Origin of the sequence: Streptomyces sp. NPDC101151 (assembly GCF_044768335.1) — a bacterium.
In the GTDB taxonomy this organism is placed as follows: domain Bacteria; phylum Actinomycetota; class Actinomycetes; order Streptomycetales; family Streptomycetaceae; genus Streptomyces.
Genome location: NZ_JBIWPP010000007.1, coordinates 33932 through 52552, shown reverse-complemented (window position 1 = coordinate 52552; position 18621 = coordinate 33932). Strand labels below are relative to the sequence as shown.

Here is an 18621-nt window from a genome sequence, read left to right as displayed (position 1 = left end):
GCCGCCTTTTCCCCTCGGCATTGCGCCAGAATGACCAAGCCGGCTTCGGGGGAGGGGCGTACGGATGGCGCAGGCACGGCCGTCGATGCAGGAGCTGATCGGACGGCGCAGGCGGGCGGGTTTCGTGGGTCGGGGCGAGGAACGGGCCGCGTTCCGGGAGAACTTCGACCTCTGCCCGGAGGACGAACGTCACCGTTTCCTCTTCCACATCCACGGCAACGCCGGTGTCGGAAAGACGTTCCTGGTCCGGGAGCTGGAGCAGATCGCCCGGGAGCGGGGCGCGCTCACCGCGTACGTCGACGAGGGCGTGGGGAGCGTGCCGGAGACGTTGGCGGCGATCTGCCGCCAACTCGCCCAGCAGGGCCACCGCTTGAAGAAGCTGGAGGAGACACTGGCCGCCCACCGGGAGCGGCGGCACGAGGCGGAGGCCGAGGCGGCGACCCTGGAGCCGGCGCCCGAGGGCCCCTCCCCGCTGACCACGACCGCCGTCCGGCTGGGCATGGCGGGCGTGGGCGCCCTCGTCCCCGGCGCCGGCGCCCTCGTCGGAGCGATGGACGTAGCCCAACTGGCGGACGCCACCGCTCGTTTGAAGGCCCGGCTCAGCGCACGCTTCCGCAACCAGGAGGACGTACAGCTGGTGCTGTCCCCCGAGCGGGTCCTGACCCCGAAGCTGCTGGACGAACTGGCGGCCTTGACGGCGTCGGTCCCCTGGCTGGCCTTCTTCTTCGACACGTACGAGCGCACCGGCCCCATCCTCGACGGCTGGCTGCACGAGCTGATGACCACCGACCGGTACGGCGCCCTGCCCGCCAACGTCCTCGTCGTCACCGCCGGCCAGGGCCCCTTCGACACTGCCCGCTGGGGCGGCTTCGCCGACTTCATGACCGATCTGCCGCTCCGCCCGTTCACGGAGGTGGAGGCGCGGGGCCTGCTGGCGGACCGGGGCGTGCTGGCGGAACCGGTGGTGGCGGAGGTGCTCCGCCTGACCGGCGGCCTCCCTGTCCTGGTCTCCACCCTCGCCGAGGCCCGCCCCGCCGACCCGGACGACGTGGGCGACCCGAGCGCGACGGCCGTGGAGAGGTTCCTGAGGTGGGAGCCGGACCCGGTACGCCGGTCCGTGGCCCTGGCCTGCGCGCTGCCCCGGCGTCTGGATGCCGATGTGTTCCGCGCGGCGGCGGACTGCCCGGAGGCAGAGGCCGACGCCCTGTACGACTGGCTGCGGGGCATGCCCTTCGTCAGCGACCGGGGCGAGCGGGTGCAGTACCACGACGTCGTACGGGCGCCGATGCTGCGGCTGCAGCGGAGGCGGTCGCCGAGGGGGTGGGCGCGGCGGCACGGGCGGCTGGCAGAGACTTTCGGCCACTGGCGCCGCGAACGGCAGGACGGTCTCGCCGACCCCTGGGCCGACGAGGCATGGCGGGAACTGCGGCTGGCGGAGGCCTATCACCGGCTGTGCACGGGGGAGCGGGCCGCGCTGGCGTCCGTGCTCGGGACCGTGGTGCGGGCCTGTGCGCGGGGTGAGGACGAGGTTCGTCGCTGGGCGCGGATGCTGGTGGAAGCCGGAGCGGACACCCAGGCGGAAGCGGTGTCCCGGTGGGGCGGGGACTTGTTGCGCGCCCTTGAGGACTCGACCGCCCCCGACGCGCTGGATCTGCTGCTCGACCGTGCTCCCCTCGACACCAGGTCCAGGGCCGTGGCGCACTCTCTTCGCGGTCATGCCTTCCGGGCCGGTGACGAGCACGTGCGCGCAGTGGCCGAGTACGACCGAGCGCTCGCCCTCGACACAGGGCTGCCCCACGCCTACTCGGGCCGAGGCGCTGCTCTGGCCGCACTGCGAGACTTCGACGCGGCCACCGAGGACCTTGACCGGGCCGTCGACCTGGATCCCGACAACGCCGTGACTCTGGCTCGCCGCGGCGACTGCCACCGGATGCGTGGGCGCTATGAAGCGGCCTTGCGAGATCTGGACCGTGCGGTCGAGCTCGACCCGACCCTGCGCGTCGCCTGGGCCGGGCGGGGAGTCGCCCACCGCGCGCAAGGACGCCAGGACCTTGCTCTGTCTGACCTGAACCGGGCGCTGGAGATCGATCCGGACTTCGTATGGGCTCTGGTCATGCGGGCTCGCGTACGGCGAGCGCGTGGCGAACAGGACCTCCGGCTGGCCGACCTTCTCCGGGCCAAGGAGCTGGATCCGGACTCCCCTTGGGTACTGTGCGAGCGGGGTGACGCACTGTGGGCCGTCGGCCGCGATGAGGAGGCCCTCGCCGACTACCGCAAGGCCATCGACCTGAAACCCGACTACGCCTCCGTATACGCCAGTCGGGGCGCCCTGCACGGCATGCGCGGCCGTGACGCGGACGCGCTGGCAGACCTCGACCGCGCGCTGAGCCTGACGCCGGACTATGCCTGGGCGTTGGTGCACCGCTCCCGCGCCCACCGCCGTCGGGGCACGTACGACCAGGCGCTCGCCGATGCCCGCCGTGCGGTGCAACTGGACCCCGAGGGTGCCTGGGCCCTGGGGAACAGCATCCAGGCCGAGCTCGCCGTCGGCCGGCTGGAACAGGCGCGGTCGGACCTGGAGCGGTACGTCACCCTGGGGGGCGATCCGGAATGGGCCCGTCAGCAGCTGCCCCAGATCCGACCGGACATGCGTCTGGGCATGGCCCTGAGCCAGGCGCTGGAGGTGAGCAGACGAGAGGGTATGGCCGCCGCGCGCCTTCACTGGACGAGCTGCGCGGGGCTGGCCCGGCACCCGGGCGTCTTTCCCCACACCCCGCACGACCTCGTCGAGGTCCTGATCAGCGCGGGTCTCCAGGCCTGGCTCGAACTGGACAACCGGCTCCACCGCGCGCTCGCCGTACCGCACGAGTGGCCCGACCTGGCAACCCTGGCCACCGGCCTCGACACCCTCCTGCACAGCCCCGGTGCCGACCGCTCCAGGCTCACCCCCAGGCTGGCGAGGGTGACAACGGCCCGGGACGCGCTGCGGGCGCGCTACGAGGACTGACCGGAGGGCGCGGCGAAGGCCAGGAACTCCGTCCAGGTGGCTTCACCGACGGCGAGTCGGGCGCCGTCCTTGTCTTTGGAGTCGCGGATGTGGACGGCTGCGGGGGTTATGGCTATTTCGACGCAGTCGGGACCGTCAGCGCTGCTGTAGCTGCTCTTGAACCACGTCAGCCTGGAGGTGGTCATGCTTCGTCTCCCAGCACTTTCTCGATGAACGCCATCGACTCCCGGGGCGAGAGAGCCTGTGCTCGGATCATTCCATAGCGCATATCGAGGATCTGTACTTCCCGGGGGTCACTGATCACTCGGCTGTGCAACTGCACTTCCAAGTGTCCCAGGGTCTTTCCGTTCCGGAACTTCAGCAGCCGGATGGGTCCGCTCAGCCCGGCGTGATCCTGCCGGTCCGTAGGCATCACCTGGATTTCCACGTGTGGCAACCGGCCGACTTCCAAGAGGTGTTCCAGCTGACGTCGCAGAACCTCTCTGCCTCCGACCGGCCTTCGTAGGGTCACCTCTTCCTGAACGAACGTGATCAGTGGGCGCGGCACCCTGCCGAAGACGGACTTCCGTGCCAAGCGCGCTGCGACGAGCCGTTCGATCTCGTCCTCCGTGTATGCCGGGCGCCGCAGCGTGTAGACCGCTTGGGCGTATTCGGCTGTCTGCAGCAGGCCATGGATGTGAGAGCTGACGTAAGCCCCCATCTCAACGGCCTCGTCCTCCAGCTTGGTCAGATCCCGAACGCTTTTCGGATACCGCGCCTTCTCCACGTCCTCCTTCATCACGGACAACTTCCCACCCGCACCCAGAACTTCATCAGCCTTCTCGAGGAAGTCGGGCTTGGGAAGCCGGCGCCCCCGCTCCACCGACGAGACCATCTCCTCGCCGTACCCGATCGCGGCCCCCAGCTCGGCCTGCCGCATCCCGGCCGACTCCCGCCATGTCTTGATCTGCCGTCCGACCGTCTTGAGAACGGCCTCGGCCTCCTCGTCCTCCACCCTTGCCCCTCCCGGCGTACGAGCAGTACGGCTGCACCAGCCACCCGGACAGTCACGCTGCGTACCGTGGTCGTCGCTGTTCAGAGTAGGGAGGGGCGGCCACGCTGGGTGACGTGAATCAGAAAAACCACCTCCGTATCCAGCTGTCGGCAACCCGCAGAGGTGCCCGTCTCGCCCGCCTCCTCACGGAGCGTCAACTGGGAGAGTGGGGCGTGCCGTTCGAGGAGGCGGCGCTGGTGGTGGCGGAGCTGGCCGCCAACGCCGTACTCCACGGACGGGTCAGAGGACGGGACTTCCGGCTCGGCCTGAAGCTGCACGACGACGGCACGCTCCGCATCGAGGTGACCGACGCCCGGGGCGACCGGATCCCGCGTATCCCCGACCCGGTGGACGGGGCAGCGGAGACCGGCCGGGGATTGCTGATCGTGGCGGCCTGCGCGCACCGCTGGGGCGTTGACGAGGCACCCGCCGACGCGAAGACGGTCTGGGCCGAACTGGCACCGGGACGCGGCGGCGCGTGACCCGGTGGCTCCCGACGCCAAAGACCAAAGAACCGGGGAAAGTACCAACCCCATCCCCACCGCCCCCGTCGATCACCCGCCGGAGTGAATATGCCCAACGCAACTGGCGCGGCGGGACAGTTGTGGTGCAACGTCGGCGAAAGCAACCCCAGACATGCATCGGCCCTCGCCGGGACTGGCATCCCAGTGCGAGGGCCTGATCACCGAGGAAGTAGGAGCTTCCCAGTGACTGACGAGCAGCGTAACGCGCCCGCGCGCCCGAGGACCCGGCATTCCAGCGGCGTCACCCATGTGAAGGAACGCCTCGACGGCAACTTCACCGTGATCAGCAATGAACTGCTCCAGCACCCGGAGTTGTCCACGATGGCGAAAGGCATCGGAGGCTACATCCAGTCGCTGCCCGAGGGTGCCCCGGTCGGCATCAAGGCGCTGGCGGAGGCGTTGCCCGAGGGGGAGATCAGGATCGCCTCCGCCCTGCGCGAGCTGGAGAAGTACGGGTTCTACGCACGCCCGAAGGAGCGGCTTCCGTCGGGCCAAGTGGTGACCCGGTCGATCTCTTACAACAGGCCGCGTCTCGCGGTGGCTGAAGCCGCACGAGCCCCCGAGCCGGCCACCGCCCCGCCGAAGGCTCCCGCGCCGCCCCGCAAGGCCGCCGAACTGCTCGCCGGGCTCCGGGCGTACGACTCCCGCCTGGTCCTCAGCGAGCGGGACGTACACCGCCTGGAACCGGTCGTTTCGAAGTGGCTGGAGCGAGGTGTGCTGCCCACAGCCGTCGCGCGCACGCTCACCACGGGCCTGCCCCAGGAGTCGATCAAGCACCCGGCGGCCTTCTTGGCCCATCGCCTCACCGCCCTACTGCCTCCTCGTCTGCCGACCCCGGCCACTGTCCCGCGTGACACCCCCGCACCCACTCGCCCGGAGCCACTCCAGACCTGCGACGGCTGCGACCGGGCGTTCCGGTCGGCTCGCCCCGGCCATTGCCGCGGCTGTCGGGCACGGTCCGAAACAGCGGCTTGACCAGCCACTGCCCCTTCAGGAGAGGGAGACTTCCCGGTGACCTACACGTACAGGCCCACGCCCAAGGCTCGCATCTTTGCGGGGCATGAAGACCTGGCTCTGCACACGGAGTTGTCCCTGATGGCGATTGGCGTCGGGGTCCATCTCCGGAGGTTGCCCGACGGTGCCCCCACCAGCGTCCAGGCACTGGCCGGGTCGCTCCGGGAGAGCGAGTTCGGGATCGCCGCCGCCCTTAAGGAGCTGCGGGACCACGGCTTCCTGCCCCAAGTCTGACGGCGCCCGCCCGTACGGTCCGTGATCCCTGTGCAGGAGCTGACGCCGGACGCGCTGCGCGCAGCGGTCGCGCGCATTGCTCCCAGCCGGATTCCCGAGCTCACGCAACACCTCGTCGACGCCACGACCAACGTCCAGCAGACCCGGAGCCTCGCCCCTCTGTGTGCCTTCGTACACTCCTGGGCCGTGTTCGTGGCCATCGAACGGCACCCGGAACGCGCGGTCCGCCTGCGCGAGCTTGAGCACATTGTCGATGCGGGCGAACAGGATCCGGCAGCTGCCATCGTGGAGATCCACGTGATTCGCGAGGCGGCCGAGGCGGAGGCCGGGCTGTGCGGCGTCGGACGGCTCACCGGCTGACTCGTGTCTCCCCGGTCACCACCGGCCGCACCTTGCTCAGCATCAGGTCCAGAAACTGGTCGGGGTGGCGGAACGACGCGAAGTGGCTGGCGCCCCGGATCAGGGCGAAGTCCTTCACCGGGGCCGTGACTTCCTCGTAGAAGCGGTGCGCGGGCCCCGGCGGGGTCAGGACGTCGCTGTCGCCCTGGAAGAGGAAGAAGGGGAGGTCGAAGGACGTGCCCTCGGCGACCTCGTCGACCGGCATCGACTGCGGGCCCAGTTGCTCCGAGAAGTTCATGGCCTGCAGGTAGCTGCGCAGCCCGCGCAGGTTGTGGAGCGGGGAGAACCAGAGGGAGCGGATCACCACCGTCTTCATGGTGTCGTAGGTCAGCGGGTCGGTGGTCGTCACGATCTTCGCGTACTCCGACCACTGGTGAGCCGTCCAGGCCGTCCGGTCCGGGCCCATCTCGCGGATCGCCGCCAGCTCCTTCCTCTTGCCCGCCTTCTCCAGCCGTGCCAGCAGCCCCTCGTACGACGAGGTGTCGCGGCCGCCGCCGATGATGTTCTGGTCCGTGCCGACGTACGCCGAGTACAGCTCGGGGTGGCTGCGCGCCAGGCGGAGGCCGGTGACCGTGCCGAAGCTGTTGGCGACCAGGAGCACCTTGGCGACTTCGAGGCGGGCGCGGACGTGGGCCGTCACCTCCAGGGCATCCCGGTGGAGGCGGTCGAGCGTCATCTCGCCCTGGCCGGCCGGGCCGCCCGCCGCGAACGTCCTGCCCGCGCCCCGCATGTCCCAGCGGACGATCGTGAAGTGCTCTTCCCAGGCGCGGGTGCGCGGTGTGAAGACCAGGTTGGAGGCACCGGGGCCGCCGTGGAGCTCCAGGATCACCGGGTTCGAGAGGTCGTCGCCGCGGATGGAGAGCCACTGGTCGATACCGCCGATCCGGACGTACGACCCCTCGTCGATGCCGTTCGGCGCGGTGATGCGCAGCTTCTTCGCGAGCGAGGCGCGCTTGAGGGCCCGGTAGGTGAGCAGCATGAGTGTTCCCCCTAAACTGTTTATGTCGTCAGCAGTTGTGTTTACGGTATATACAGTTGGTGGGCGGAGTCAATGGACTTCGCCGGGACCGAAGGGGAGGAACGGCATGGCCGCCCGGGACAAGGAGCAGGACAAGCCGCGTGACCCGCGGGCGAGCCTCGCGCTGCTGTGGGGCGAGCAGGAGCAGCCCACCCGCGGGCCCAAGCCGAAGCTGACCCCGCAGGGGATCGCCGCGGCCGCCGTCGCACTGGCCGACGGGGAAGGACTGGACGCGGTCTCCATGAGCAAGGTGGCCGCCGGGTTCGGGGTGTCCGCCATGGCGCTGTACCGGTACGTCCCGGGGAAGAGCGAACTCGTCGAGCTGATGGTGGAGGCGGTGCTGGCCGAGGGACCGGATCTGTCGGGCGTGCGGGACGAGGACTGGCGGGCAGGGGTGCGGGAGTGGACGCGGCAGTGTGCGCGGGTCTACGCCGCCCGCCCCTGGCTGCTCGCCGCCACCGCGATGCGCCGCCAGGCCATGGGGCCGCAGCAGCTGCGCTGGCTGGACGCGGCGCTCGCCGCCCTGGAGCCGGCCGGCCTCGGTGCCGCCCAGCGCCACCAGGTCTTTCTGCTCCTCGTCGGTCTCGTCCGCAACCTCGCCCAGCAGATGTCCGACCACGACGAGGAGCAGGATGGGGAGTGGAACCGTCTCACCGGCGAACTGATCGCCCGGCACGCGGACCGCTTCCCCGCGCTCACCAGGGCGATCGCCGAGGGCGCCTTCGGCCCGGCCGGCATCGACCCGCTCGACTTCGGCCTCGACCGGATCCTGGACGGGGTCGAAGCGCTCATAGCTGTACGGGAATGACCGGGCCGGGCCGATTTGCCCCCGTGAACCGACCGTCCCGGGTCGATTACAGTGCTGAGCGTCGTACGTACGGGCGGTGCCGTGAGGAGGTCTGGATGGGTGCCACGTCCGGTGCCGTCTGGGGCCGCGCCGAGCAGCAGGACTTCCGCAGCCGGGTGCGCGGCACCCTGCTCGGCGTTGCCGTCGGCGACGCGCTCGGCGGGCCGGCCGACGCGCTCGCCCTCGACGAGATCCGTTCCGTGTACGGCGGGGAGGGGCTGCTCGACCTGGCCTTCGGGCACGGACAGCGCGGTACGGTCACGCACCACACCCAGCTCACCCTCTTCACGGTGGACGGGCTGATCCGCGCCCAGGTGCGCCGCGACACCGGCGCCTGGCACCCGCCGACCGATCTGCACCGGGCCTATCTGCGGTGGGCCGCCACCCAACGGGACTGGGGGCCCGACGAGCGCCGCAAGGACGACGGGTGGCTGGCGCGCGAGGAGTGGCTGTACGCCCGGCGTGATCCGACCCGGGCCCTGCTCGTCGGGCTCGGCGACGAGACCCTGGGCACCCTGGAGACCCCGAAGAACCCCGGCGAACTCGGCCCGGAGGCCGTGGCCCGCTCCGCGCCCTTCGGCCTCCTGGTCGGCTGGGAGCCCCAGCTCGTGATCCAGCTGGCCGTGGAGTGTGCCGCGCAGACCCACGGCCACCCCATCGCCTACCTGTCGGCGGGCGCGTACGCCGTCATCGTGCACGGCCTCGCCCGCGGCGAGAGCCTGGACGGCGCCGTGCAGCGGGCCCTCGCGCTGCTCGCCGCCCGCCCCGGCCACCAGCCGGTCTCCGACGCCCTCCAGCACGCGCTCGGCGCGGTACGGCAGGGCCTGCCCGGACCGGGCCGGGTGGAGGAGCTGGCCGGCGACGGCACGGCAGACGGGCTGCTGGCCGCGGCCGTGTACTGCGCGCTGGTGGGGGAGGACGTACGCCACGGCCTGTGCCTCGCGGTCAACCAGAGCGGCCCCTCGGCGGCGGCGGGCGCCCTCACCGGCGGTCTCCTCGGCGCCCTGCACGGCGAAACCGCCCTCCCGCCGGCCTGGCTGACCGAGCTGGAAGGGCGGCCCACGATCCTGGAACTCGCCGACGACTTCGCGATGGAGATGACCCAGGGACCCGCACTGCACGGCCCCGCCGGGTCGTCACCGGGGTGGCTGGCGCGGTATCCGCGAGCCTGACCTCAGGCCCGGACGGAGGCCCGCCCGCACCGCGTCCATACTCATGGCGTCCCCGTTCATGCCGAGCCGGTGATCAACCGGCAGGCTACAGGGGTTGGTTGGGCGCCCCCACGACGTCGTCGCCCGCCCCGGCCGGCACCGGTACCGCCGTCGCGCCGTCCCCGTCCGTGTTCAGCCTCTCGATGATCGCCAGGCGCTCGGGGGTGTCCTCCGGCTTAAGGAAGCCGATCAGGATGTACAGGACAAGCGAGACCGCCAGCGGGATCGAGACCTGGTACTGGAGCGGGACGCCGCCGTCGACGTTCCAGCTGATGGGGTAGTTGACCAGCCAGAAGGCCAGCAGGCCCGCCGCCCAGCTGGTGAGGGCAGCCGTCGGGCCGGAGCGGCGGAACGGGCGGAGCAGGCCCAGCATCATCGGGATCGCGATCGGGCCCATGAGGCCGGCCACCCACTTGATGACGACCGTGATGATGTCCTTGAAGGCGGGGGAGTTGACCTGGGTCGCCACCGCCATGGAGAGGCCGAGGAAGACGACCGTGGTCACACGGGCCGCGATCAGGCCCGAACGCTCGCCCCACGCCCGCGCCTTGGCCGACATCACCGGAGCCACGTCACGGGTGAAGACCGCCGCGATCGCGTTCGCGTCGGAGGAGCACATGGCCATCGTGTGCGAGAAGAAGCCGACGATGACGAGGCCCAACAGGCCGTGCGGCAGCAGCTGTTCGGTCATCAGGCCGTAGGAGTCCGAGCCGTCCGGCTTCTGTGCGTGGACGAGCAGCGGGGACATCCACATGGGGAAGAAGAGGACGACCGGCCAGACCAGCCACAGGACCGCCGACAGACGTGCGGAGCGCTCGGCCTCGCGCGCGCTGCCCGTGGCCATGTAGCGCTGGGCCTGGTTGAGCATGCCGCCGTTGTACTCGAAGAGCTTGATGAACAGGAACGCGAGGAGGAAGACCGTGCCGTACGGGCCGACCAGCGCCTTGCCGTGGCCGTGCAGCGCGGGCTCGTCCCAGGCGCCGAAGAAGCCGATGTTCTTGTCGTTCAGCTTCAGCACGACCGCGACGAACATCGAGACGCCGGCCAGCAACTGGATGATGAACTGGCCGAGTTCGGTCAGCGCGTCCGCCCACAGACCGCCGATCGTGCAGTAGACGGCGGTGATCGCGCCGGTGATGAGGATGCCCTGGTTCAGCGACACACCCGTGAACACCGACAGCAGGGTGGCGATCGCGGCCCACTTGGCGCCCACGTCCACGATCTTCAGCAGCATGCCCGACCAGGCGAGCGCCTGCTGCGTGGAGAGGTTGTAGCGGTTCTTGAGGTACTCGAGCGGTGAGGCCACATGGAGCCGTGAGCGCAGCCGGTTGATGCGCGGTGCGAACAGCTTCGAGCCGATGGCGATGCCGAGCGCGATCGGGAAGGACCAGGTGATGAAGGAGGTGACGCCGTAGGTGTAGGCGATCCCCGCGTAGCCCGTGAACATCACCGCGCTGTAGCCCGACATGTGGTGCGAGATGCCGGAGAGCCACCAGGGCATCTTGCCGCCGGCCGTGAAGAAGTCGCTGACGTTGTCGACGCGCTTGTGCGACCAGACGCCGATCGCGACCATCACTCCGAAGTAGCCGATCAGCACGGCCCAGTCGAGACCGTTCATGTGTCCCCTTCCAGGGTTCGCAGCCAGGGTCAGGCATGTGAACTCTGGTTTCGAACATGCACGCACGGCAAGGAAGCGGAAGGTCAAGAGCGAGTAAAAATGTTCGTCGTGGTGACCTTAGTTCATATGCGTGAACAAGCGCGCCGGGGTCGCGTCGCCTCAGCGCATCAGCTCGCCCGCATTGACCAGCAAAGACTGTCCCGTGATGGACTTTGCCCGGTCCGAGGCCAGGAACACCGCCGCATCCGCCACGTCCCCGTCCGTCGCCAGTTCCGGCAGGGCCATCCGTCCCGTCAGCCGTCCCAGCACCTCCGCCTCCGGTACCTCCTCCGTGTGCGCGGTGAACTGGACGTACGCCTGCACCGGCGGCCCCCACATCCAGCCGGGCAGCACCGTGTTGACCCGGATCCGGTACGGCCCGAGCTCCCGCGCCAGCGAGTACATCGCGCTGGTCAGCGCCCCCTTCGAGGCGGCGTAGGCGGCCTGCTTCACCTGGGAGGGCGCGGCGACCGCCGACTGCGTCCCGATGAACACCACCGACCCGCCGCCGCCCGCCTTCAGGGCCGGCAGACAGGCGCGCGTCATCCGCAGCGTCCCCAGCAGGTTCACGTCGATGACCGACTGCCAGCTCGCGAAGTCCGCGTCCTCGACCCCGCCGAAGTAGGAGTCCCAGGCGGCCACGTGCACCACCGCGTCGACCGAGCCGAAGCGCTCCCGCGCCAGCCCGGCAAGCGCCTCGCACTGTCCCTCGTCCGTGATGTCGGTCGCCCGGTACGCCGTGCGCGCGCCGTCCGGGTCGATCTCGGCCGCACTCTTGGCGAGGTTCGCCTCGGTGCGCGCCCCGAGCACCGCGTTCCCGCCGTCCCGTACGACGGCCGCCGCGACCTGATGGCCGAGGCCGGCCCCGACCCCCGAGACGACGACGGTCTTGCCTGCGAGCAGTGACATGGCGGACCTCCAGCTGTCCTGGCTCTGGCGCATCATCTGACGGAGCGTCAGAGTATGGGCGAGTGCAGGAGGACGGAAGGGGAGGAGCGTTCATGTCCGAGGAGACCGACACCCGTAGTGAGACGTACGCCGAACTGGCCGCCGTGGGCCCCTACGGCGTCCACCCCGGCCACGCCCTGATCACCATGGTCGAGCCGCATCCCGGTCACGAGTACGCCTACAACCGCTGGTACGAGGACGACCACTACTACGCCGGCGCCATGGCCATGCCCTGGATGTACACCGGCCGCCGCTGGGTCGCCACCCGCGACCTGCAACTCCTGCGCTATCCCGAGAAGTCGGCCATAGCCCAGCCGGTCACGGCCGGCTGCTACATCTCCACGTACTGGATCACCGACGGCCGCTACGACGACCACATGAAGTGGACGGTCGCCATCAACAAGCGCCTCAACCGCGACGCCCGCGTCCACCACGCCCGCACCCACGTCTTCACGGCCTTCCAGGACCACGAGACGACGGTCTACCGGGACGGCGCGGCAGGCCCGAGGGACTTCCACGCCCTCGACCATCCCTACGCCGGACTGGTGGTGGAGGTGATCGACGCGGAGTCGGCCGAGCAACGCGCGCAGCTGCTGGAGTGGCTCCGCGGCCGCCATCTCCCGGGGCGTCTGGCGGGCTCTGCGGCGGCCATGGTGACGGTCTTCCGGCCGACACCGCTGCCCGGCGACCGCATGACCTACGTCAAGCAGGTGGAGGGCGTCGACACCCGCCTGACACTGCTCTGGTTCCTGGAGACGGATCCGCGGGAGTGCTGGGAAGGGCACTTCACCGGGCTGGACGAACAGGTGGGGGAGTCGGGGCTGGGCCGGGTGGAGCTGGTGGCACCCTTCATCCCCACGGTGCCGGGCACGGACCGCTACGTCACGGAGCTACGCAGCTGACCGAGTCGGGTGCGCGGGTGGGAGACGGGCCTCTGGGGGCGGAGCCCCCGGAGGGTCACTTCAGCTCGTCCGGGCACGGCGTACCGCGGGGCAACTGGTACGGCGCGGCCAAGTGGTATGTCCCGGTGCGCGGAGCGACCAGCATCGTCCACTTGTCCCCCTTCGCATCCTCCGGCGTCTCCATCAGGCACCCGTTGACGTTGTCGTACGTCTTCGGCGTGCCCTCGCCCCGGTGCTTGGACGCCTCCGTCTCCTGCGGCGCCTTCAGGCTCTTGCCCTGCTCGTCGACGACGCTCAGCCACGGCGAGTACGGGATCTTGATGAGGATCCGCCCGGCCTTGCGCACCTCGAGGGTCATCTCGCCCTGCTCGGCCCGGTCCACCACCGCGTTGGGCTCGGCGAGCGGCGCCGGGTCGGTCACCCGGAACAGCTGCCAGTTGGCGTCGCCCCATATCTGCTTCAGATACGGCATCCCGCGCTGCAGCAGTGCCCGCTCGCGCTGTCCGCCGTCCCCGTCGGGGTTGTCCTTCGGCAGCACGACGAAGTGCACGGCCCACCGCTGCAGCCACTCGTGGTAGTTCGCCGAGTTGAGCGTGTCGTCGTAGAAGAGCGGGTTGCGCTCCATGTCGGCCTGCCGGTTCCAGCCGCGGGCCAGATTGACGTACGGCGCGAGCGCGGAGGCCTCGCGGTGCGAGCGCGCCGGGACCACCTCGACCCGGCCTTTCTCCGCGCCGACCTTCTGCAGCTGGTTGACCAGCGGGGCCAGCTCACGGGCCCAGGACGCGGCCGGGGTCGTGTGGATGATGTCGTCGACCGTCTTGAAGCCGATCCAGCCGACGAAGCCCAGGAAGGCCACCACGGTCACGTACCACTTGCGCGAGCGCGGCACCGTGAACGGCAGCGCGGCGATCAGCGTCGCGCCCGCGAACATCATCGGCAGCCGCGAGATGTTCGAGCCGATCTGCGAGCTGATCAGCCAGACGAGTATCACGCCGAGGCTGTAGACGGCGGCCGTCAGCCGTACGGTCGTCCACTCCTTGGGGACGAGGAACAGGCACAGCAGGCCGTACAGCAGGGGCAGTATCACCGAGCCGATGGTCATCGGCTGGGTGCCGGAGAACGGGAACAGCCACGCGGAGACGCCGACCACGGCCGAGGGTGCGAGCCCCAGCGCCCAGGCGCCGGGCCGCCGCTTCTGCAGGAACAGAGCGGCCGCCACCAGGCCCACGAACAGCCCCGCGACCGGCGAGGACATCGTGGCGAGCGCGGCCAGCGGGGCGGCGACCAGGGCCTTCGCCCAGCGTTTGTACCGCCACCGGTAGGGCCAGCAGAAGACGGCCGCGGCCGCGCCGAGCGCGAACATCGTGCCGAGTCCGAAGGTCACCCGGCCCGACACCGCGTTGCTGATGAGGGCGAAGACCCCGGCGAGCGAGGCCCAGAGCGGGTTCTTCACCGCCCGGCTGCGGATCAGCACCAGGGTCAGCAGGCCGGCCGAGACCGTCCCGGCGATCATCATCGTCGTACGGACGCCGAGGACCGACATCAGATACGGCGACACCACGCTGTACGAGACCGGGTGCATGCCCCCGTACCAGGCGAGGTTGTACGCCGAGTCCGGGTGCCGGCCGACGAACTCCGCCCAGGCGTCCTGGGCCGCGAGGTCACCGCCGCTGTTCGCGAACGTGAAGAACCAGATGATGTGCAGGGCGCCCGAGAGGGCGGTGAAGGAGACCACGGGGTGCTGCAGGAGCCGCTGCCGAAGGGGCTCGGCGGCGGCGAGGAGACGGGCGGGTCCGCCCGGACGCGCCTCGGGCCGGACGGCTATGCGGCCGTCCGTGCGGCCGTCCGTGCGGCCGTTCGTGCGGATGTCCGCACCACCGTCCGCAGGGCCGTTCGTACCGCTGTCCGCGCGGTCCCCGTGATGACCGTACGTGTCAGCCGTGGACAGGCGTATTCGCGGGCCGGATCCCGGGTCCGGATCGGCGTCGTCGGCGCGTGTCGGCTCGGTTGTGGCCACCTGAAGGCACTCCCCGTGTCCCGTCTTTTGTTCTCGGCCGCGTCCCTCGGTGTTACCGGCCGTTTCTCGTCCAGTTCGCGGTCCCGTCCCGTGACCGGCGACCTGCCCCGTTTCGTGACGCTAGCACGCACCCCGCCGCGGGGCTCCGTCGGCAGGGTGCGGCAGTGCGGAAGCGGGGGCCCGGCTCAGCCGAGACGGGTCAGCTTGTCCGTGAAGCCGGGTTCGGTCAGGGCCTTCTCCAGTGCCACCGGCACCTTCACGGCACCGTCCCCGCCGTCACCCACGGTGAGCGTGCCGACCGTGGTGCCGGCCTTCGCGGTGTGCGGTACGACGTCGGAGGCGAAGGACAGCTTCACCTGCAGACCGGCCCAGCCGGCGGCCGTGACGTCCTTGGTGGCCACGACCGGCGTCCGGCCGCCGAGCCCGTCGTCGACGTACCCGACGACATCGCCCTTCTTCAGGATCGTCGCCGGCTTCAGCGCGCCCTGCGCGGCCCGGATCAGCTTGTCGCCCGCGTCCAGGACCCCGCTGATGATGGTGTTGTCGAAGCCACCGGCGGGCTGGCGAAGCACGGCACCGATGATGGTGCGCTTCTCGCCGCCGACCTCCTGCTTCGCCGCGAAGACGAGGTTGCCGAGGGCGGAGCTGGTGGTGCCGGTCTTGATGCCGACGACGTTGTTGTGGCCGACCAGGCGGTTGTAGTTGGAGTGGTTGACGCCCTTGTAGTCGTCGTACGACATCATCGCCGCGACCTCGCGGAAAGCGGGCTTCTCCATCGCTGCCTTGGCCAGCTTGACCTGGTCCACGGCCGTGCTGACCGTCGAGTCCGTCAAGCCCGAGGGATCGGTGTATGTGGTGTTGGTCATGCCGAGGCTCTTGGCGGCGGCGTTCATCTTCGTCACGAACGCCTTCTCGGAATCCGAGTCCCAGCGGGCGAGCAGCCGGGCCACGTTGTTGGCGGACGGCAGGAGGATGGCTTCCAGGGCCTCCCGCTCGGAGATGCGGTCGCCCGCGGTGACGCGGACGGTGGACTCCTGGTGCGCGTCCGACTGCTCCTCGGCGGGCTTGTCGATCTTGATCTTCGGGCCGTCCTCGCCGCTCTTGAGCGGGTGGTCGCGCAGGATCAGGTACGCCGTCATGACCTTCGCGACGCTGGCGATCGGTACGGGCTTCTCGGTGCCGGAGGAGCCGAACGTCCCGATGCCCTGGACGTCGAGGGCGGCCTGGCCCTTGGAGGGCCAGGGGATGCCGGGCTTGCCGCCGTCGAAGGTGAAGGTGTCCTTCACGGTGAGGTCGAGGGTGGGCCGGGGGAGGGGGCGGAAGGCCTGTACGACCGCGAAGACGATCGCCAGGACGAGGACCAGGGGGGTCCAGATCTTGACCCGGCGGACGATCGTGCGGACCGGGGTCTCCGCCGGCGGGGGCGTGTTCGTCAGCTCGGCCAGCAGGTCCAGCGGGGGCTTGGGCGGAAGGGGCTGCTGGGTGGTGCGCTCGGGGCCGACCTGGGGGACGGAGGTGGTGACGTCGGGGTTCTTGAGCGGGACGAACTTGCTGCCGCCCAGCTTGAGCATGGTGGTCGGCTGGTCGACCTCGGGCTTCTTGGGGCGGACGGCCTTGAAGACGGTGGTGGGCTGATCGACGGTGCCCTTGGCTTCGGCGGCCTTCGCCTCGGCTGCGCCTTCGGCGTCCGTGTTCCCACCCGCACCACCCGTGCGGGTCTCGTCGTCGCCTGCGGGTGGCCCCTGCGGGGCGTTCTCGCCGTCGGCGGCCTTCTCGTCCGTGCCCGCGTTCGCCTTCGTGGCGCCTTCGGCCTTCGCGTCCGCCTCGGCTGCGCCTTCGGCGTCCGTGTTCCCACCCGCACCACCCGTGCGGGTCTCGTCGGCGCCTGCGAGTGGCCCCCGCGGGGCGTCCTCACCGTCGGCGGCCTGCGGGTCCTCGTCCTCGACGGCAGCCTTCGCGTCCGCCTTCGGCTGCACACCGGCGCCCGACTCCGAGGCACCCTTGCCCTTCGCGTCCGCCTTCGGCTTCGCGGCAGCGCCCGCGTCCGACTCCGAGACCGCGTCGGCCTTCGCGTCCGCCTTCGGCTTCGCGTCCGCCTTCGGCTTCGCGTCGGTGTCGGCGTCCTCGTCCGACTCCCCGTCCGCGTTCGCGTCCTTGCCCGACTCCGACACCGCGTCGGCCTTGGCGTCCTGCTCAGCCTCCGCGTCCGCCTCCGCCTTTGCGGTCGCGTCCGCCTTCGGGGCCTTGCCCGGCTTCGCGTCCGTCTTCGCCTCGGTGTCGGCGTCCTCGTCCGACTCCGACCCGGACCCCGTGTCCGCCTTGTCCTCCGCGGGCTTTGTGGGCTCCGTCGGCTCGATGTTCTCCGAGTCGGCTTCCTGGCCGGGCCCTTCGGGCTCCTCAGGCGTCTTTGCAGTCGCGTCGGGACCGGGCTCCGGCTTCTTCGGGGACTCGGCCGAGCGGACCCAGGCCGAGACCGCCTCGCGGAGGTCGGCGTCCTCGTCGTCGGCCGGGTTCGGCTTCACCTCGCGTACCGAAAGGATCTTCGTCGCCGTGTCCACCGCTGGGCGCGAGGAATCCTTTTCGCGGGACACCGCGAGCCGCGGATCGCGAGCCTCGGGAACCGAACCCGCGCTCCCCGACGTCGGTTCCGCCGACGACTCGTGCTGCTTCGACCTGTCGGGGGACTCGCCCGCCACCGATGCCTCCTCCATGCGCCGCACGCTCACGCGCGCGCCCTGTCCGAACCATGTACCAGTGTCCTGTGTGAGGGCTTGGCCCCTGTGGTAGACGAGAACGACATACCTACCGGTTCCCTTACGAACCGGTCACGCACCCTCGACAGACCAATGTGAGAGGGGTCACCCTGTCTTTCATCCACGCGGGGAGGCATGGATGGGCAGGAGCCGCAGAACAATTCCGGAAGAGCTTTTGCTGCTGGCACTGGACCCGGCCACGGGTACCACTGCACAGCCGCAGTCGCTCGACCTCGGTCTGGCCGGAGCACAGCTAGTGGAGCTGGCGCTGGCCGGACGGATAGCCCCAGACGGGGATCGTATCGCCGTGGTGGCACCACGGCCGACTGGAGATCCGACTCTGGACTGCGCGTTGGAGTTGCTGCGAAGGCGCGGCGCTCCGGTGCGTGCGGTCCATTGGATCGGCGGGCCACGACTGGGGCTCCGCCAGATCTACCTCTCGCATCTGGAGCGGTGCGGCATGGTTGCCGCCGTACCGGGTCAGATGTGCGGGGTGCTGCCGACGACGCGGTACCAGGCGACGGACACCGCCATCAGCCGGGAGATCCGTTCCCGGCTGGATTCCGCGATCCGCACCGGCGTTCCGCCGGACCCGCGGACCGCGGCGCTCGCCGCCCTGGCCCACGCCGTCGGTCTCGGCAAGCACCTGTATCCGGGGAATGAGGGCCGCTCCTCACGTTCCCGGCTGCGGGATCTGATCCGGCACGACCCCATGGGCGGGCTGGTCGCGCATGCCGTGATGGATGTGCAGAACGGCGCGGCGGCCCAGCCGCGGCGCGGTCCGGCCCCGGCCGGCCGCCAGGCGGGGCCCGGGCCCAGGACCGCGCCGGAACCCGCACGCGGGGTTCCGATGCAGCCGCACCACGGGTCCATGGCACGCGCCGTGGCCCACTGAAGCCGCACCGTCAGTCCCCAAGACCCGGTACGGGAGCCGCTGGTTCGAGCGGGGGGGGGGGGTGCCCCTGGTGGAACCCCCCCCCCCCCCCCCCGCCCCCCCCCGGCAACCCGGCCCCCACAGACCCCGGCCCCCCCCCCAACCCACCCGGTGCCCCCGGGG

At 70.5% G+C, this 18621-nt stretch carries 16 protein-coding genes; 9 read left to right on the top strand and 7 right to left on the bottom strand.

Annotated features, from left to right (window positions below):
• The first annotated feature begins 64 nt into the window (after window positions 1-64).
• Entirely contained in the window at window positions 65-3007 is a 2943-nt protein-coding gene (locus ACIRU3_RS15430) for a tetratricopeptide repeat protein (RefSeq protein WP_404056335.1), read from the top strand.
• On the opposite strand, the gene ACIRU3_RS15425 is transcribed toward ACIRU3_RS15430, so the two are convergent.
• Together ACIRU3_RS15425 and ACIRU3_RS15420 are read right to left on the bottom strand one after the other, a co-directional pair.
• Complete coding sequence (locus tag ACIRU3_RS15425; protein WP_404056333.1) at window positions 2995-3192, bottom strand: DUF397 domain-containing protein; 198 nt, start codon at window positions 3190-3192, stop codon at window positions 2995-2997. The genes ACIRU3_RS15430 and ACIRU3_RS15425 overlap by 13 nt on opposite strands.
• Window positions 3189-4001 (bottom strand): Scr1 family TA system antitoxin-like transcriptional regulator, encoded by an 813-nt coding sequence (locus ACIRU3_RS15420; protein WP_404056331.1) that lies wholly within the window; start codon window positions 3999-4001, stop codon window positions 3189-3191. The genes ACIRU3_RS15425 and ACIRU3_RS15420 overlap by 4 nt, the downstream gene beginning before the upstream one ends.
• 104 nt (window positions 4002-4105) lie before the next feature.
• Here ACIRU3_RS15420 and ACIRU3_RS15415 point away from each other — a divergent pair, with 104 nt between their 5' ends.
• The 4 genes from ACIRU3_RS15415 to ACIRU3_RS15400 all read left to right on the top strand — a co-directional run bounded on the left by ACIRU3_RS15415 (window position 4106) and on the right by ACIRU3_RS15400 (window position 6172).
• Window positions 4106-4522 (top strand): ATP-binding protein, encoded by a 417-nt coding sequence (locus tag ACIRU3_RS15415; protein WP_404056909.1) that lies wholly within the window; start codon window positions 4106-4108, stop codon window positions 4520-4522.
• Between the two features lie 225 nt (window positions 4523-4747).
• On the top strand, window positions 4748-5539 hold the full coding sequence (locus tag ACIRU3_RS15410; protein WP_404056329.1) for a helix-turn-helix domain-containing protein: 792 nt from the start codon (window positions 4748-4750) through the stop codon (window positions 5537-5539).
• A gap of 36 nt (window positions 5540-5575) precedes the next feature.
• On the top strand, window positions 5576-5812 hold the full coding sequence (locus ACIRU3_RS15405; protein WP_404056327.1) for a hypothetical protein: 237 nt from the start codon (window positions 5576-5578) through the stop codon (window positions 5810-5812).
• 30 nt (window positions 5813-5842) lie between these two features.
• On the top strand, window positions 5843-6172 hold the full coding sequence (locus tag ACIRU3_RS15400; RefSeq protein WP_404056325.1) for a hypothetical protein: 330 nt from the start codon (window positions 5843-5845) through the stop codon (window positions 6170-6172).
• Here the strand turns inward: ACIRU3_RS15400 and ACIRU3_RS15395 are convergent.
• A complete protein-coding gene (locus tag ACIRU3_RS15395) occupies window positions 6162-7190 on the bottom strand; it encodes an alpha/beta fold hydrolase (RefSeq protein WP_404056323.1) in 1029 nt (342 codons plus the stop codon). The two genes, ACIRU3_RS15400 and ACIRU3_RS15395, sit on opposite strands and share 11 nt — an antisense overlap.
• A 106-nt stretch (window positions 7191-7296) precedes the next feature.
• Here ACIRU3_RS15395 and ACIRU3_RS15390 point away from each other — a divergent pair, with 106 nt between their 5' ends.
• The gene (locus ACIRU3_RS15390) at window positions 7297-8037 is read left to right on the top strand and encodes a TetR/AcrR family transcriptional regulator C-terminal domain-containing protein (protein ID WP_404056321.1); all 741 of its coding nucleotides are present in this window, start codon (window positions 7297-7299) and stop codon (window positions 8035-8037) included.
• Between the two features lie 95 nt (window positions 8038-8132).
• A complete protein-coding gene (locus tag ACIRU3_RS15385) occupies window positions 8133-9248 on the top strand; it encodes an ADP-ribosylglycohydrolase family protein (RefSeq protein WP_404056319.1) in 1116 nt (371 codons plus the stop codon).
• 85 nt (window positions 9249-9333) lie between these two features.
• On the opposite strand, the gene ACIRU3_RS15380 is transcribed toward ACIRU3_RS15385, so the two are convergent.
• Window positions 9334-10905, bottom strand: coding sequence for a sodium:solute symporter family protein (locus ACIRU3_RS15380; RefSeq protein WP_404056317.1), 1572 nt, complete (start codon window positions 10903-10905; stop codon window positions 9334-9336).
• Window positions 10906-11064: 159 nt separating this feature from the next.
• Window positions 11065-11853, bottom strand: a complete 789-nt coding sequence (locus ACIRU3_RS15375) for an SDR family oxidoreductase (protein WP_404056315.1) — start codon at window positions 11851-11853, stop codon at window positions 11065-11067.
• Between the two features lie 92 nt (window positions 11854-11945).
• Between ACIRU3_RS15375 and ACIRU3_RS15370 the strand changes: the two genes are divergently transcribed.
• Complete coding sequence (locus ACIRU3_RS15370) at window positions 11946-12794, top strand: hypothetical protein (protein WP_404056313.1); 849 nt, start codon at window positions 11946-11948, stop codon at window positions 12792-12794.
• Between the two features lie 55 nt (window positions 12795-12849).
• Here the strand turns inward: ACIRU3_RS15370 and ACIRU3_RS15365 are convergent, their stop codons facing one another.
• Complete coding sequence (locus ACIRU3_RS15365; protein WP_404056311.1) at window positions 12850-14811, bottom strand: MFS transporter; 1962 nt, start codon at window positions 14809-14811, stop codon at window positions 12850-12852.
• Between the two features lie 185 nt (window positions 14812-14996).
• On the bottom strand, window positions 14997-17522 hold the full coding sequence (locus ACIRU3_RS15360) for a D-alanyl-D-alanine carboxypeptidase (RefSeq protein WP_404056309.1): 2526 nt from the start codon (window positions 17520-17522) through the stop codon (window positions 14997-14999).
• 181 nt (window positions 17523-17703) lie between these two features.
• On the opposite strand from ACIRU3_RS15360, the gene ACIRU3_RS15355 reads away from it, so the two are divergent.
• Window positions 17704-18459: a GPP34 family phosphoprotein gene (locus ACIRU3_RS15355; RefSeq protein ID WP_404056307.1), complete on the top strand. Its 756-nt coding sequence runs from the start codon at window positions 17704-17706 to the stop codon at window positions 18457-18459.
• The last annotated feature ends 162 nt before the right edge of the window (window positions 18460-18621 follow it).

Coding starts and splice junctions, on each gene's coding strand:
- ACIRU3_RS15360 (WP_404056309.1), bottom strand. CDS start 17,522: ATGGAGGAGGCATCGGTGGCGGGCGAGTCCCCCGACAGGTCGAAGCAG.
- ACIRU3_RS15355 (WP_404056307.1), top strand. CDS start 17,704: ATGGGCAGGAGCCGCAGAACAATTCCGGAAGAGCTTTTGCTGCTGGCA.
- ACIRU3_RS15370 (WP_404056313.1), top strand. CDS start 11,946: ATGTCCGAGGAGACCGACACCCGTAGTGAGACGTACGCCGAACTGGCC.
- ACIRU3_RS15385 (WP_404056319.1), top strand. CDS start 8,133: ATGGGTGCCACGTCCGGTGCCGTCTGGGGCCGCGCCGAGCAGCAGGAC.
- ACIRU3_RS15375 (WP_404056315.1), bottom strand. CDS start 11,853: ATGTCACTGCTCGCAGGCAAGACCGTCGTCGTCTCGGGGGTCGGGGCC.
- ACIRU3_RS15425 (WP_404056333.1), bottom strand. CDS start 3,192: ATGACCACCTCCAGGCTGACGTGGTTCAAGAGCAGCTACAGCAGCGCT.
- ACIRU3_RS15430 (WP_404056335.1), top strand. CDS start 65: ATGGCGCAGGCACGGCCGTCGATGCAGGAGCTGATCGGACGGCGCAGG.
- ACIRU3_RS15390 (WP_404056321.1), top strand. CDS start 7,297: ATGGCCGCCCGGGACAAGGAGCAGGACAAGCCGCGTGACCCGCGGGCG.
- ACIRU3_RS15380 (WP_404056317.1), bottom strand. CDS start 10,905: ATGAACGGTCTCGACTGGGCCGTGCTGATCGGCTACTTCGGAGTGATG.
- ACIRU3_RS15395 (WP_404056323.1), bottom strand. CDS start 7,190: ATGCTGCTCACCTACCGGGCCCTCAAGCGCGCCTCGCTCGCGAAGAAG.